Annotated in this window: 10 protein-coding genes, 1 pseudogene and 1 riboswitch; of the genes and pseudogenes, 3 read left to right on the forward strand and 8 right to left on the reverse strand. The window is 41.3% G+C overall.

Translation table 11 applies throughout. The annotated features are described in order from the left end of the window. Positions 1 to 389 precede the first annotated feature (389 nt). A pseudogene (locus tag NST93_RS12855) lies at positions 390 to 1624 on the reverse strand (IS256 family transposase). Between the two features lie 600 nt (positions 1625 to 2224). Then, positions 2225 to 3469 carry an aminopeptidase gene (locus NST93_RS12860; protein WP_405097639.1) on the reverse strand — a complete coding sequence of 415 codons (1245 nt, stop codon included), beginning with the start codon at positions 3467 to 3469 and terminating at the stop codon, positions 2225 to 2227. A gap of 257 nt (positions 3470 to 3726) precedes the next feature. On the opposite strand from NST93_RS12860, the gene NST93_RS12865 reads away from it, so the two are divergent. Beyond that, positions 3727 to 4065, forward strand: coding sequence for a winged helix-turn-helix transcriptional regulator (locus NST93_RS12865; protein ID WP_405097641.1), 339 nt, complete (start codon positions 3727 to 3729; stop codon positions 4063 to 4065). A 139-nt stretch (positions 4066 to 4204) separates the two neighbouring features. Here the strand turns inward: NST93_RS12865 and hutI are convergent, their stop codons facing one another. From hutI to megL, 6 genes are all read right to left on the reverse strand, one after another. Then, positions 4205 to 5458 carry an imidazolonepropionase gene (hutI, locus tag NST93_RS12870; protein ID WP_405097643.1) on the reverse strand — a complete coding sequence of 418 codons (1254 nt, stop codon included), beginning with the start codon at positions 5456 to 5458 and terminating at the stop codon, positions 4205 to 4207. Then, entirely contained in the window at positions 5455 to 7119 is a 1665-nt protein-coding gene (gene hutU, locus NST93_RS12875; RefSeq protein WP_405097645.1) for a urocanate hydratase, read from the reverse strand. The genes hutI and hutU overlap by 4 nt, the downstream gene beginning before the upstream one ends. After that, positions 7076 to 8644 carry a histidine ammonia-lyase gene (gene hutH, locus NST93_RS12880; RefSeq protein WP_405097647.1) on the reverse strand — a complete coding sequence of 523 codons (1569 nt, stop codon included), beginning with the start codon at positions 8642 to 8644 and terminating at the stop codon, positions 7076 to 7078. The genes hutU and hutH overlap by 44 nt, the downstream gene beginning before the upstream one ends. 256 nt (positions 8645 to 8900) lie before the next feature. Continuing rightward, a complete protein-coding gene (locus NST93_RS12885) occupies positions 8901 to 9416 on the reverse strand; it encodes an acyl-CoA thioesterase (protein ID WP_405097649.1) in 516 nt (171 codons plus the stop codon). Positions 9417 to 9450: 34 nt separating this feature from the next. After that, the gene (gene cls / locus NST93_RS12890) at positions 9451 to 10887 is read right to left on the reverse strand and encodes a cardiolipin synthase (RefSeq protein ID WP_405097651.1); all 1437 of its coding nucleotides are present in this window, start codon (positions 10885 to 10887) and stop codon (positions 9451 to 9453) included. A 376-nt stretch (positions 10888 to 11263) separates the two neighbouring features. Beyond that, a complete protein-coding gene (gene megL, locus NST93_RS12895; protein ID WP_405097653.1) occupies positions 11264 to 12448 on the reverse strand; it encodes a methionine gamma-lyase in 1185 nt (394 codons plus the stop codon). A 259-nt stretch (positions 12449 to 12707) separates the two neighbouring features. Between megL and rarD the strand changes: the two genes are divergently transcribed. Both rarD and NST93_RS12905 read left to right on the forward strand, forming a co-directional pair. Then, positions 12708 to 13622: an EamA family transporter RarD gene (rarD, locus tag NST93_RS12900; RefSeq protein WP_405097655.1), complete on the forward strand. Its 915-nt coding sequence runs from the start codon at positions 12708 to 12710 to the stop codon at positions 13620 to 13622. A gap of 129 nt (positions 13623 to 13751) precedes the next feature. Beyond that, positions 13752 to 13870, forward strand: a riboswitch (SAM riboswitch). A gap of 107 nt (positions 13871 to 13977) precedes the next feature. Next, on the forward strand, positions 13978 to 15693 hold the full coding sequence (locus NST93_RS12905; RefSeq protein WP_405097657.1) for an aminotransferase class I/II-fold pyridoxal phosphate-dependent enzyme: 1716 nt from the start codon (positions 13978 to 13980) through the stop codon (positions 15691 to 15693). Positions 15694 to 15725: the final 32 nt, after the last annotated feature.

Below are 15725 nucleotides of genomic sequence, written 5' to 3' on the forward strand. Positions count from 1 at the left end.
GTGATGAGCACCTTTCTATTAGACAGGTCTGCGCTGGTTCCAGCGATTGCGGGTGATGAGCACCTTTCTATTAGACAGGTCTGCGCTGGTTCCAGCAAATGCGGGTGATGAGCGGCTTTCTATTAGACAGATTTACGCTGGTTCCAGCAACTGCGGGTGATGAGCGGCTTTCTATTAGACAGATTTACGCTGGTTCCAGCAAATGCGGGCGATGAGCATCATTCTATTAGACAGGTCTGCGCTAGTTCATGCGATTGCGGGTGATGAGCACCTTTCTATTAGTCAAGTCCATATTATTGTGTAAAAGTTAATACAACATTTTCAACCATCTTATAAAGCATAATGTACAGCGAGGGCTTAGCTGCTTGCCATTGATTCCGGTTATAAGTTCATGGTATTTGTTGGCGGGGCCCCGCCAACAAATACCATAAGTCATTTTCTTGCGTTCTATTCGACTTCATCAAATCCCTTGAAGTATTGCTTTTTTCCCAGTCTTCGTCTATATCCATAAGTACTGAACCAATTGTCCGAATAGCTGACTGGTCATTTGGAAATATTGAGATCACTCTTTCTCTCCTTCGGATTTCCCGATTAACCCGTTCTAGCATATTGGTCGTTCTTAAGTGTTTATGGTATTTGGCTTTTTGAGAATGGAATTGCATAGCATCTTCGAAACCTATATCTAGTTTTTCAATGACTTTTTGAAGGCTCTTCGTATCTTGGTAATTATTAATAAATTTATCTTTTAGTTCACGTGCATGTGTTAATCTGGAAGTTCTAAAAATAGCTTTTAAATCTTCACGTGCTTCAATCAACTTCTTTTTTGGCATGGTGTCTGTCATATTACGAAGATAGTGTACAACACATCTTTGCCAAGAAGTACCCAAAAAAGATTCTTCAATGGCTCTTACTAACCCAGCATGTGCATCCGAAATTATCATTTTAGGTGATTGGATTCCGCGTGACTTTAAGTGTTCAAAAAACTTAGACCAAGCTTCAGTAGATTCTTTATAATCGATTTGGATTCCAATAATTTCTCTATATCCTTTTTCGTTTACTCCACAAGCAATATATACTGCTTTAGAAACAACTTTATTGTCCTCACGAACCTTAATATACATGGCGTCCACATAAATATATGAAAAGTAGTAAGCGTTTAATGGACGGTTTTTCCATTCGTTAACTATTGGGTCAAGTGATTTGGTTATTTCAGAAACAAAAGATTTGGATACTTTTTTCCGCATAATTCTTCTACGATTTTAGATACCTTCCTAGTTGAGACGCCATTAATAACCATCTCCATCATCGATAAAACTAATGCTTGATCGTAACGCTCGTATCTTTTAAAAGCACTTGGTGAAAATGCGCCATCCCTGGTTCGAGGGACATTTAGTTTAAGCGAGCCGGCACCTGTGACAAGTTGCCGTTCATAATAACCGTTTCTATATCCTTTGCGGTCATTAGTTCGTTCATGGGAAAGAGCATTGATATATTCATCCCGTTCTTTTTCCATCAAAGAATTCAAAATAAGAGTAAGAGAAGCTTTAACAGGTGATTCAAGTGAACTATTTTCTACTTTCGCTTTAAGTTCTTCTAAATCTATTGTAATATTAAGTTGGGTCATCATCATGTCCTCCGTTTCGTTTTCTTGGTCGAAAACATTGTATCACGGGTCATGATGATGACCTATTCTTTTACACAATTATATGGACTTAATCTTTCTATTAGACAGGTCTGCGCTGGTTCCTGCAAATACAGGCGATGAGCATCATTCTATTAGACAGATTTACGCTGATTCATGCAAATGCGGGTGATGAGCGGCTTTCTATTAGACAGATTTACGCTGGTTCCAGCAAATGCGGGCGATGAGCATCATCCTATTAGACAGATTTACGCTGGTTCCAGCAAATGCGGGCGATGAGCGGCTTTCTATTAGACAGATTTACGCTGGTTCCAGCAAATGCGGGCGATGAGCATCATCCTATTAGACAGATCTGCGCTGATTCATGCGACTGCGGGCCATGAGCGGCTTTCTATTAGACAAATCAAAGCAATCTCAAGCAATAACGAGCAATGAGTATCATCCTATTAGACAAATCAACGCAATCCCAAGCAATAACGAGCGATGAGCATTCCTCTATTAGACCGGCCAACTCAATCTCAACTAAAAAACGATGAGAGTCCCCTGCTCACCAAGCAGAAGACTCTCATGTTTAATTAGAGATTATTCACCTTTTACATTCAGTGCCCATGTTCCATTGCGGAAAACTGGCTCTGTTGTTCCATCTTGTTTCACGCCTTCGATGTCAAGCTGATCCGATCCAATCATGAAGTCTACGTGGACCAAGCTATCATTCACTCCATGCTTGTCCAGCTCATCGTCACTCATGGAAGAACCACCTTTAAGGTTGGTTGGGTAAGCTTTTCCAAGTGCGATATGGCAGGATGCATTTTCATCAAATAATGTATTATAGAAAATTAATCCAGATTGCGACACTGGTGATTCATCTGGAACAAGTGCGATTTCCCCAAGGCGGCGCGCACCTTCATCAGAATCCAGTAAATGCTTCAGTACTTCTTCGCCGACCTCTGCTTTGAAATCAACAACCTTTCCATCTTTAAATGTAAGGCTGAAATTATCGATTAAGCTGCCGCCATAGTTTAATGGTTTCGTGCTTGCTACTGTACCATTCACACCATATTTATGCGGCATAGAGAATACTTCCTCTGTTGGGATATTCGGGTTAAAAGTCACTCCAGTTTCCGCAACTGCAGAACCGCCCTTCCAAATATGCCCCTCAGGCAGTTCCAGTTCTAAATCTGTGCCTGGTGCTTTCAAAATAAGCTTCTTATAGTTTTTCTCATTTAGCACTTCATGCGCTTTTCTTAATGTTGCATTGTGCTCGTCCCATGCAGCAAGCGGATTCTCTTGGTCCACGCGAACAATTTTTAAAATTGCTTCCCATAGGCTTTCCACTGCATCTTCAGGAGATTTATCAGGAAAAATCTTTTGAGCCCAATCCTTCGATGGAATAGAGATGATTGACCAAGGGATACGATCATTCATTGTATATTGGCGGAAGTTCACCATTGCTTCAGCTGCTGCTTTATTTGCCTTGGCAACGCGAACTGGGTCGATATCTTTTAATAAATCAGGATTTGTAGAGCGGATATGAAGAACCGCTGCACCGTCTTCTGCATATTCATCATGAAGCTTTACACGCCACTCTGGGAAGGATTCAATTACTTCATCTGGTGCATTTTCATATTTCAGCAGTGTTAATTCATCATCAACCCAGTTAATATGAACATCCTTTGCGCCTAACTCATACGCCTTTCTTACAACAGTCTTTGTGAATGCGGCACCTTCAAGTGGGGCATTAATCATTAACGCCTGACCCTTCTGTAAATTAACACCTGTTTTTAAAGCAAGTTCTGCATATTTTTCCTGTAATTCTTGACTCGCCATGATTTAACCTCCAATAAATAAACAAATTATTACTTCCTATTATTTCACAAAACATCAAATTCACCAACTATTTACTATTTTATTTTCAGTAACGTGCACTAAAGGTTTCAGCGGCTATTCGTGCAACAGCTTATTTACGAAATGCCTCTCTTATGTTAAACTATTATTAGGTTACTTTTTGTAATTTGTGTATTTGCTATCATTGCACAATATGTGTTAAATTCTTTTAAGAGATTAAAAAGAGTGAGGTGATCAATATGGAGGAAATCTTATGTCCACGTTTTGAGAAAGCTATGGGTTTGTTAAGTACACGTTGGGTAGGTTTGATTCTATTCGATTTACTTAAAGGGACAAAGCGATTCTCAGAAATGGAAGCTGATTTACCTATTAGTGGCAGATTGCTCTCTGATCGCTTAAAGATGCTCGAAAAAGAAGGCATTGTAGAACGTAATATATATTCTGAATTTCCGGTGCGGATTGAGTACTCCCTTTCAGATAAAGGACGTGCACTTGAGCCAGTTATCCGGGAAATACAATCCTGGGCAGATGGCTATATAACGCCAGAAGAAGTAGCCAAGGATCAAGAAGTGAATTAAATTTTTAAAAAAAGAGACGAAATAACCTCGTCTCTTTTTTGAGTGACATGTTCCCTTATCCTATACACATGCACAGTTTCCTTCTGTGATTTATCCCTGGAACTTAAGTGCTGCCTATGGATATGACCTCAGAATTCCTTCAGCAAATCCTTTGTCTTTCAAAAACAATTTTCCCATTTTTAAAAACGGTATTCACATGATTCACACCAAAATGATATGGAATATAGAGATGATTGGGAGCATCCCAAATCACAACATCTGCGTTTCGGCCGATTGCCAGTGTTCCCGCAGCATCACCGCGATTTATTGCATGGGCTGCATTCACTGTAACGGCATGCCATATTTCTGCTGGAGATAATTTTAGCTTCAATGCTGCAATTGACATAATCAGCTGCAGGTTCTCTGTAACTGAACTGCCAGGATTAAAGTCTGTTGAAACTGCAATAGCCGCTCCCCCATCTATCATTTCCCGGGCTCTCGCATACGTATCCTTTCCAAGGTAAAAGCTTGTTCCTGGCAAAATAACACCAATTGTATCTGATGCTGCCAATTGCTTCACCCCTTCATCAGAAGTCACTGCTAAATGCTCCGCACTAATTGCGCCTATTTCAGCAGCAAGCTCCGTTCCTCCAAGTGTATCAATTTCGTCAGCATGAATTTTCACTTGAAATCCTGCATCCTGTGCCGCCAGTAAAAAGCCTCGTGATTGTTCCACCGTAAATACACCTGTTTCAGTAAATATATCAACAAATTCAGCTAGCCTTTTCTCTTTTATCTTTGGAAATAATGATTGCATCTCCTCCAAAAAAGCTTGAGGATCATCCTTATATTCAGGAGGAATTGCATGGGCTCCTAAGAAAGTCGACACAAGATCAATCGGGTGCTTTTCATTTAAAGCCTTTACTACCTCAAGCTGTTTTAACTCTGTATCCCGGTTTAATCCATAGCCGCTCTTTGCTTCTACTGTGGTCATTCCATACATGAGCATGCGATCAAGATGAAAGCATGCTTTATCGTATAATTCTTCAAACGCAGCCTCTCTCGTGGCACGGACGGTCGATAGAATCCCCCCGCCCTGCTTCAATATTTCCAAGTAGTCGACGCCTTGCTGCTTAAGAGCCATCTCCTTCTCTCTTGAGCCGCCAAAAACCAGATGTGTATGTGCTTCAACAAGACCTGGTGTCACCAGTTTATTCTCGGCATCAATCGTTTTTTCCGCATCAAGCGAGACTGCATCCTTTGTCTTTCCAATCCAGGCAACTTTCCCTTCCTTGATTGCAAGAGCTGCATCCGTTATAACTTTTAACCGATTCATCGCTGCACCTTTTACGGGTCCAGCCTGATCCATAGGTAATAATTCACCAATGTTAATAATTAGTGCATCATATTTCATGCTTCTTCCCCTTTCTGTTCGCGCATTGGAATCACAATCTGATTTTCCTCAGCAAATGTGACTGCTTGTTCATAGCCAGCATCAGCATGACGGATGACTCCCATCCCTGGGTCTGTTGTTAATACCCGCTCTAATCTTTCTTCAGCTAGATCTGTGCCATCCGCAACAGCTACCATCCCCGCATGAAGGGAATATCCCATTCCAACTCCGCCGCCATGGTGAAAGGATATCCAAGATCCGCCAGCCGCAGTATTTATCAAGGCATTTAGCACTGCCCAATCAGCAACAGCGTCACTTCCATCTTTCATTGCCTCTGTTTCCCGATTTGGAGAAGCAACAGAACCACTATCTAAGTGGTCACGCCCAATTACAATCGGGGCTTTCAGTTCACCCTTACGAACCAATTCATTGATTGCCAGGCCCATCCGCTTTCTTTCTCCATAGCCGAGCCAGCAAATTCTTGCAGGCAGTCCTTGGAATGCAACCTGCTTTTGTGCCATGTCAATCCAGCGAATCAATGCTTTATTTCCTGGAAAAAGCTCTTTAATTAATGCATCTGTTCTATAAATGTCCTCTGGATCGCCAGATAATGCTGCCCAGCGAAATGGTCCCTTTCCCTCTGTGAAAAGCGGCCGGATAAAAGCTGGAACAAATCCGGGAAATTCAAAAGCTGCTGTTAATCCCTCGTCAAAAGCAACCTGTCGAATATTATTGCCATAATCAAAAACGATTGCTCCCTTCCGCTGAAAACGCAGCATTGCATCCACATGCAGGAACATGCTTTCCTTCGACTTTTGCACGTAAAGCGCTGCATCCTGTTTACGAAGTACAGCAGCTTGTTCTGCAGAATAACCAATTGGAATATAGCCATTTAAAGGATCATGTGCTGATGTTTGATCTGTAACAATATCAATAGGTATATCCTGTTTTAAAAGCTCTTGATGGACCTCTGCCGCATTTCCATGCAGGGCGATTGACAGTGGCTTTCCTTTTTCTTTTGCATCCAAGGCCAGGTGGATTGCTTCCGCCATATCGTCCGTCTGTACATCACAATATTTTGTCTCTATTCGCTTGGCAATCCGAGTTTGATCTGCCTCAACTGCAATCACAATTCCCTCATTCATTGTCACTGCAAGCGGCTGCGCACCTCCCATCCCACCAAGACCAGCTGTTAATGTAATGGTTGATTTTAATGAACCAGAAAAATGTTTTTTCGCCAAGGCAGCAAATGTCTCATATGTCCCTTGCAGAATCCCTTGAGTCCCAATATAAATCCAGCTGCCTGCTGTCATTTGCCCATACATCATCAATCCTTTCTTATCCAGCTCATGGAAATGCTCCCAATTTGCCCATTTAGGTACAAGCAGAGAATTTGCAATCAGAGCTCTCGGTGCCCTTTCATGTGTTTTGAAGACACCGACAGGCTTGCCGGATTGAATCAGCATTGTTTCATCATTTTCAAGCTCACGCAGTGTTGCAACAATCCGGTCAAATGCTTCCCAGCTTCTTGCCGCTTTGCCAATACCGCCGTAGACGACAAGCTCCTCCGGTTTCTCTGCGACCTCTGGATCAAGATTGTTATACAGCATGCGTAAAATTGCTTCCTGTTCCCAGCCCTTACATTCGAGTGCCAAGCCCTTTTTCGCTGTTACTTTTCTCATTTTTTCCTTCCCCGCCTTCATCGTATTTTTGACGCACATCCGTTTCTCTTGCATCCTTTAACCAGCTTGCTGCTCGTTCTATATCTTTTGAAAAAATACGATCCTTCGTAATACTGGGAATAACCTTCCTCGCCTTGTCATAGAAATCTCTTGTTGGATCTGCCATTCTTTCGATTCCTCGAAATTCGCAGGCTTGCAGGGCACAAATCAATTCCACTGCGATGACTCTTCTTGTATTTTCCAGCATTTTTAATGCATGCCGGGCAGCGATTGTTCCCATGCTTACATGGTCTTCTTGATTTGCAGAAGAAGGTATGGAATCAACACTCGCTGGATGTGCCAATGTTTTATTTTCCGAAACGAGCGATGCGGCACTATATTGCATAATCATTGCCCCCGATTCCAGTCCAGGATTGGGGCTTAGAAAAGCTGGCAAATCATTTAACTGTGGATTTACCAAACGTTCAATTCGCCGTTCCGATATATTAGCAGTCTCTGCGATGCCCAGTTTGATAAAATCCATTGCAAAAGCAATCGGCTCCCCATGAAAATTACCGCCTGAAATAACCTTTTTCTCTTCAAGAAACAGCAGCGGATTATCCGTAACGGCATTCATTTCAATCTCCAGCTTTTCCTTTGCATAGTGAACAGTTTGCCAGCATGCGCCAAGCACTTGCGGAATACACCGTAAAGAATAGGCATCCTGCACGCGCTTTTCTCCCTGTCTTGTCGTTAATCCGCTTCCTGAAAGATAGCCGCGCAAACGTGCAGCGGTTGCAATTTGTTCCTGATGACCACGAACACGATGAAGGTCCTGATCAAATGCTTCAATTACTCCTTGCAAACCTTCAAATGTCATGGCCGCAATAAGTTCACTTTGATAGAGAAGCTTCTCCGTCTCTAAGTAAAGTACTGCCCCAACTGCTGTCATTGCTTGTGTGCCATTTATCAGTGCCAGCCCTTCTTTTGGCTTCAACTGAAGCGGCTTTATCTTTTCAGCTTCCAAAGCTTCGTTTGCCCAACAGCATTTCCCTTTATAGAAAACTTCTCCCTCACCTATAAGCGTCAGTGCCAAATGGGATAATGGCGCAAGATCCCCACTTGCTCCAAGTGAGCCTTGTTCCGGCACTACTGGATGAATCTCTGCGTTTAAAAAGTCGATAAGCTGTTGAATCAGCTCTAGCCGCACTCCCGAGTAACCCCGCGCCAGTGCATTTGCCCGAAGCAGAAGCATTGCCCTGCTAATCGTTTCTGAGAAGGGTTCACCAATTCCACAGGCATGCGAATGCAATAGATTGAGCTGCAGATTCTCTAAGTCATCATCTTGAATAATAATATTGCTGAACTTCCCAAACCCCGTATTAATGCCATACATGATTTGCTTTTCTTTAATCAGCTGTTCTACAAGCTTGCGATTCTCCGCTACTCTCGCTGCTGCCCCCTTTTCCAGCTCCACCTTTTCCTTTTCAAAAACAATCCGGTTTACCTTTTCCATTGTTAGAGAATTTCCAGTCAAAATTGCCATCGTGCACCTCCACGGCATCACTTTACTAAAGTAAAGCGAGCAAAGTAAAAGGAGGCAGGTTTTTAAACCATGCCTCCGCGCTATCCATTTTATTTAGTTGCAATAAATGACTTTTCATAGGAACACCCCATTACATCCTTTCCTAAAAACAAGTGTATTTCTCTGAATATTCTCCCTTAATTGTAAACGCTTTCTTTATTGAAAGCAAGTAAAAAAACTCTGCATTCTTTAATAAGAATAGCAGAGCCTGATTGATTTATTTATCCCAAATATAATCTGAGCCAATTTCTTGTGCAAAGGATTTAGAATTTCTTCTCCGTTTCCCGCGTTGTTCTGCACGTTCTGGTGCAGTTTCATGCAAGGTTTTTTCGTATTCTGTTTCCGGATAAACCGGCGGGACTGGCGTTGGTCTGCCATTCTCATCAATTGCCACAAAAGTTAAGAAGGCCGTATTACAAACTCCTCTTTCTTCCGTAACAAGATTTTCCGTAATTACTTTGACGAAAATCTCCATTGATGTGTTCCTTGTCCAGGTGACAAAGGCCTCAATCAGAATCGCATCTCCAGCCTTTACAGGTGTCAAAAAGTCGACAGAGTCGATAGATGCCGTCACAACTGGCTTACGACAATGCTTTACAGCTGCGATTGCTGCAAGATCATCAATATGTGCAAGCAGTGTCCCCCCAAATAATGTCCCATGAATATTCGTATCTGGTGGATGAACATGAGTTGTTTTAACTGATAGTGAATTTGAACATGGTTTTGCTTTCATAATGTCCTCCTAATAACTTCTGCTTCTATTCAAGTTATAATACTGGTGATAATAACCTTGAAATGGATTCTTTAAAACGGATTCCCAATGAACGTCTATCATACAGCTTTTTCGTCATTTGAGTAGCGTGCTCCATATCCTCGTGGAACGCCTGCTCCAGCTCTTTTGTAATTTCTTTATCATAAATAAATGCATTAACTTCAAAATTCAATCTGAAGCTGCGTACATCGATATTGGCTGTTCCAACTGTAGCAACCTTTCCATCCACGATCATCGTCTTCGCATGCAAGAAGCCATTTTGATAAATATAGACTTCCCCGCCTGCCTGCAATAAATCTCCACTATAAGAAAGTGTTGCCCAATATACAAATGGATGGTCCGGCTTATTCGGAATCATTACCTTCACATGCACTCCGGAAAGAGCCGCTGTTCTTAAGGCATCACGCACACTCTCGTCTGGAATAAAATAAGGTGTCTGAATATAAATGTAATCCTTCGCTTCAAGAATCATCTTAATATAACCCGTTTTTATCTGTTCCAGTTCCTGGTCAGGTCCACTTGAAACAATCTGTATTCCTGCATCCCCAGCAGCCTCTGCCTGATAGAAGCGATCCTCATAATGAATCTCCTGCTTTGATGCCTGGTTCCAATCAAGAATAAACCTTGTCTGCATGTTTTCCACAGCAGAGCCCCTTACACGAAGATGCGTATCACGCCAATATCCGAACTTCTTATTTTTCCCAAGATATTCATCACCAATATTAAAGCCGCCGATGTAACCGATTTTACTGTCAATGATCGCCAGCTTGCGATGGTTTCGATAGTTAATTTTAAAGTTAAAGATCTTTGCTGGAAAGAATGCTTCAACCTCAACACCTGATGCACGCAATCGTTTAATATATTTTTTGCTCAGGCTGCGCGACCCCATTGCATCGTATAGAAAACGAACGGTAACACCTTCGTTTGCCTTTTTAATTAAGACATCTGCAAGCTTTGTCCCCAGTTCATCGTCACGTACAATATAATAAACTAAATGAATATGATCCTTGGCTCGCCGCATATCCTGCAGAAGACGGTCAAATTTTTCCTTGCCATCCAGGAAAACTTCTATCGCATTATCCTGTGAAAACAGGGATGCATCTGTCCGCAGATTTAGATAAATTAAACTGTTATATCGAGCTATATCGGAATCCTGGTATTCCAGTTCATCTGTTTCAATCGCTCTTAACTGTGACTGTACGGCAGCCTTCAATCCCAGACGGCTTTTCGAATCCCAAACAAAGATTCTCCGCTTACTGATTGGTTTCCCAAATATTAGATACAAAAAGAAGCCGAGGATTGGGATGAATAATAATACCATTAACCACGCCCATGTAGAAGACGCATTTTTTCGTTCCAGGAAAATAATGGAAACACCTAATATGAGATTTAGTAATACAATTAAGCTTACTAAGATTGTATATATACCCATTTGCTCGCCCTCTTCATCTGTCGTTCTATATATTAATATAGCATAATCTGCACGGAAGTTGAATTTGCTGGAAGCTCAACTCGTGTATATTTTTAATACCCTAATTTCCCCGCAAAGAAAACAAAGACCCGCTTTTATCGTTATAAACTGCTGAGAACCTTCATTAAGCGTAACCTCAAATGAATAGAATACCCGCAGACCGGACACGGAAAGCGAGGAGTATTGGACTGTGAACCTCCAGTGGAGAAAGTAAGACAGCGTGACCACTATTACTCTGATTTAAAGTAATCTGCACGCTGCTTTTAATATTGTGTAATAATAAAAGCATCTTATTCTGTGCAGTTATACAGAATAAGATGCTTGTTTATTTTGTATGTCAGATTTGGTTTAGTGCTTGTTCCAAGTCCTGCCAAATATCTTCCCATGCTTCAAGACCAACAGACAGTCGGATAAGCTGATCGGTAATTCCCATTTCGAGGCGGGCAGCTTCAGGGATAACAGCATGTGTCATCGTCGCCGGGTGCTCGATTAATGTTTCTGCATCTCCCAAGCTGACTGCTACTTTAATAAATTGAAGCTTATTCATCAAGTTTTGCGCATCCTGCTTGCTGCCTTTTACTTCAAAGGAAATCATGCCACCTGAAGCCTTCATTTGCTGATTGGCAATTACATAATTCGAATGATTTACATCCCCGGGGAAGTAGATTTTATCTGCCTTTGGATGTGATTTTAGCTTGCTGAAAATTTCTTTGGCATTATCACAATGCCGGTCCATTCGAATCGGCAATGTTTTCAAACCACGGATTAAGAGCCATGCATCAAATGGAGAGATAATGCCGCCAATATCCTTTTGCGTAGTCATGGCTACCGAATCAAGGAAATCCTTTTTCCCTGCAACAAGGCCAGCGATTACATCCCCATGCCCGCCAATATATTTTGTAGCACTATGAATCACTACATCACAGCCCAAATCTAAGGGGCGCTGCAAATACGGTGTACAAAATGTATTATCTACAACAACAGGGATATTATATTCCTTTGCAACTTCTGCAACCATTTTTAAATCAATTACCTGCATCGTCGGATTAATCGGTGTTTCTACATAGATAACACTTGTTTCCGGTTTTATGTATGAACGGATTTCCTCCCTGGAGTCCAGCATGGAAAAATCAGAAGCAATATTATATTTTTCTTTCATCATCATGAATAAACCATAGGTGCAGCCATATAAACCTGAAGAACATAAAACATGATCATTTGCCTTTGTCAGGGCAATTAAGACAGCGGATACTGCCGCCATTCCCGAACCAAAGGCCAAACCACGCTCAGCGTTTTCCAGTGCCGCAATTCGTTCTTCCAAAACGTTGACAGTGGGATTGCCAAGACGTGAATAAATATAGCCTGTTTCCTCACCGGCAAAACGCTTTTCTCCTTGTTCTGCAGAATCAAAAACATAGGTAGAAGTTTGAAACAGCGGTACAGATAAACTGCCAAGCATTTCCTTCGCATCATAGCCCTCATGAATTACAGCAGTTTCAAATCTATTATATTTTTTAGTCATCCTCTTTCTCCCCTCTTTCTTATACTCTCTAAAAAGAACGAGGCAGTTGTGCATCATAGCTGTCACTCCAAGTATATGCACAGATGCCCGCTTGCGATTCCTTCCTTTTAGCAGCACCCCTTTGTTCTAGCATACTTGAAACCTTTTTATTTTGAAAGCGTTTTCTTATGTTAATCTTTTTTATGTATTGAAATTTATTTGCATTTTCTAAAAATACCTTCTACTATTATTCTAATGTACACGGAAGGAGTCTTGGATAATGAAGACAATGGATGTAAAAATCGGCAGTCTATATACATTTAGTGCCTACTTGCTATGGGGATTTTTAACAATTTACTGGAAGGCACTTGGACATGTTTCTGCAATGGAAATTCTCGCACATCGTATTGTCTGGTCCTTCGTTTTCATGATTATTTTACTGCTTTGCATGAAACAATTTGATTCTTTTATACAGGAATTACGCAAGCTGATGCATCAGCCAAAGAATCTGCTTGGCATTTCAGCTGCAACCCTTCTCATTTCTGCTAATTGGTTTCTATTTATCTGGGCAGTTTCAAATAACCATGTATTGCAAGCAAGTCTTGGCTATTATATTAATCCGTTAGTCAGTATTTTATTGGGCATTGTTGTACTCCATGAAAAGGTTACTTTCAGACAAGGAACCGCTTTTGGACTCGCAGCTATTGGTGTAATTTATCTTACTCTGAGCAGTGGGGTTTTCCCATGGATTTCTATCGTGCTCGCAGTTACTTTTGCTTCTTATGGATTGCTGAAGAAAAAAATCAATCTTTCAGCGTCACATGGCTTAACAATTGAAACAATGCTTATTGCGCCATTTGCTGGCATTTATCTTCTTTCTCTTCGTGAGCCTGCTTTTCGTTTCAGTCCGTTTGCAATGTCAGACAATCTCTTGCTGATTGGAGGCGGAATTGTTACTGCTATCCCATTGCTGTTATTTTCGATTGGTGCAAAGGCCATCCCTTTATCGATGGTTGGCATTCTCCAATTTATTACACCAACGATTATGCTTCTATTAGGGGTATTTGTTTATCAGGAAGCTTTTTCAATCACAAATCTAATTGCATTCATTTTTATTTGGTCTGCTCTATTTTTATATCTAAGCACTGTTTATTATCGTCCTGCCCACAGGACTAAGCAGCGGATCAATCATTAATATTACTAAAATACTGGAACAATTTTAAAAAGACTGAAAAGTGGGTTGACATTTCATCCTGCGACAAGATATAATCGTCAGTAATTTAAAAAGGATTTCGTATGACCCATAAATCCTTTATATAGTTATCTCTTATCAAGAGTGGCGGAGGGAATAGGCCCGATGAAGCCCGGCAACCTTGAAGCAAGCTTTTTTTGCTTTTAATGGTGCTACATCCTACAGATCATACCAGATCTGGAAGATAAGAGGAGGACCAGTATAAACATACACCCTCTTCTTAGGAAGAGGGTTTTTTGTATTATTAAAAGCTCTCTTCATAAAAAGTTACTTCACCAAAAATAAGGAGGAATTTTTCATGTCAGAATTTCAGTTTTCCAGTCCAGAAACAGTATCACTTCACGGAGGTCAGCAGCCAGATTCAGCAACTGGGGCAAGAGCTTTGCCAATCTACGAAACTACCGCATATGTTTTCCGGGATACGGAGCATGCACAAAATCTTTTTGGTTTAACAGAACCAGGCAATATTTACACACGCATCACGAACCCGACTGTTGATGCATTTGAACAGCGTATTGCGGAACTTGAAGATGGTGTTGCCGCAGTAGCAACTTCCTCGGGAATGGCAGCAATCACATTCGCTATTCTAAATATCGCTCAAGCTGGGGATGAAATCATTGCCGACAGCAATTTATACGGTGGAACGTATAATCTGTTCTTAAATACACTTCCAAAATACGGCATCACCTTTAAATTAGTTGACGGAACAGATCCAGAAAATTTCCGTGCAGCAATTACAGATAAAACAAAAGCTATTTTTGGTGAGACAATTACAAATCCAAGTTTACATGTTTTTGATATTGAAGCTGTGGCAGAAATTGCGCATGAAAATGGAGTTCCTTTAATTATCGACAATACATTTGCAACACCACATGTCACAAAGCCAATCAGCTGGGGAGCAGACGTCGTCGTTCATTCAGCAACAAAATGGATTGGCGGGCATGGAACAACAATTGGCGGAGTTGTTATCGATGGCGGACGCTTTAATTGGGATAATCCGCGTTTCCCTGAATTCTCTGCGCCAGACAAAAGCTATAATGGACTAAAGTATATTGATGTTGGGCCAGCAGCATATGCAACAAAGCTTCGGGTTCAGCTTTTGCGGGATATTGGCGCATCCTTGAGTCCGAAAAGCGCATTCACCTTCATTCAGGGGCTGGAAACACTCCCAGTAAGAGTGGAACGCCATCTGAAGAATACGAAAGAAGTCGCAGCATACTTAAAAGGCCACCCAGCAATTGAATGGGTAAACTATCCGGGATTGGAAGAACATCCATCCAGCGCACTTGCCAAGAAATACTTAAAACATGGGGCCGGATCCGTTATTACATTCGGCATCAAAGGCGGACGCGAGGCTGGACAAAAAGTAATTGATCATATCAAGCTATGGTCTCATGTCGCTAACGTTGGGGATGCTAAATCATTAATTATCCATCCAGCCTCTACCACACATCAGCAGCTGAATGCGGAAGATTTGCAAAAGAGCGGGACAACAGAAGAACTGATTCGTTTATCCATCGGTCTTGAAGCACCGAAAGATATTTTAAGAGATCTTGACCAAGCAATTGCAAAAGCAACTGGTGAAGCACCACAGCTTAAAACAACTGAAGCAGATGTGATTGATTGGCTTCTGCACTCACCATTTGATCGCAGTGAAGGTTTGAGAAAGAAAACAATCGCAAGCAAGGGACTTCCAGAAGAAACAAAGAAAAAGCTTGAAAGCTATGGTTTCCAAGTTATTTCCATTGGAGAAAACGAAACTGTACAAAAATTGACCGATATTCCTGAGGCACTTGATGTATTATTGATTCATAATGAAGCTTTGCCGCCTGCAACAATTGAAGAGCTGATTAATAAGGAAAGCAAAGTTCTCTGGATAACAAATTACGGCAATGACACATTAGTCGAGCATGCCGAAGCTGCAGGTATTTATATTGTAAAAAATAAAGATATTGTCGAAGAATTAAACCGTGTTCGTGGTAACGAAAAAGAAAGAATTGCAATAGAAATATAAAATAGCAGTATAAAGAAACGAGTGCAGCATGC

This window comes from Oceanobacillus sp. FSL H7-0719, from assembly GCF_045040795.1.
Lineage (GTDB): Bacteria > Bacillota > Bacilli > Bacillales > Amphibacillaceae > Oceanobacillus.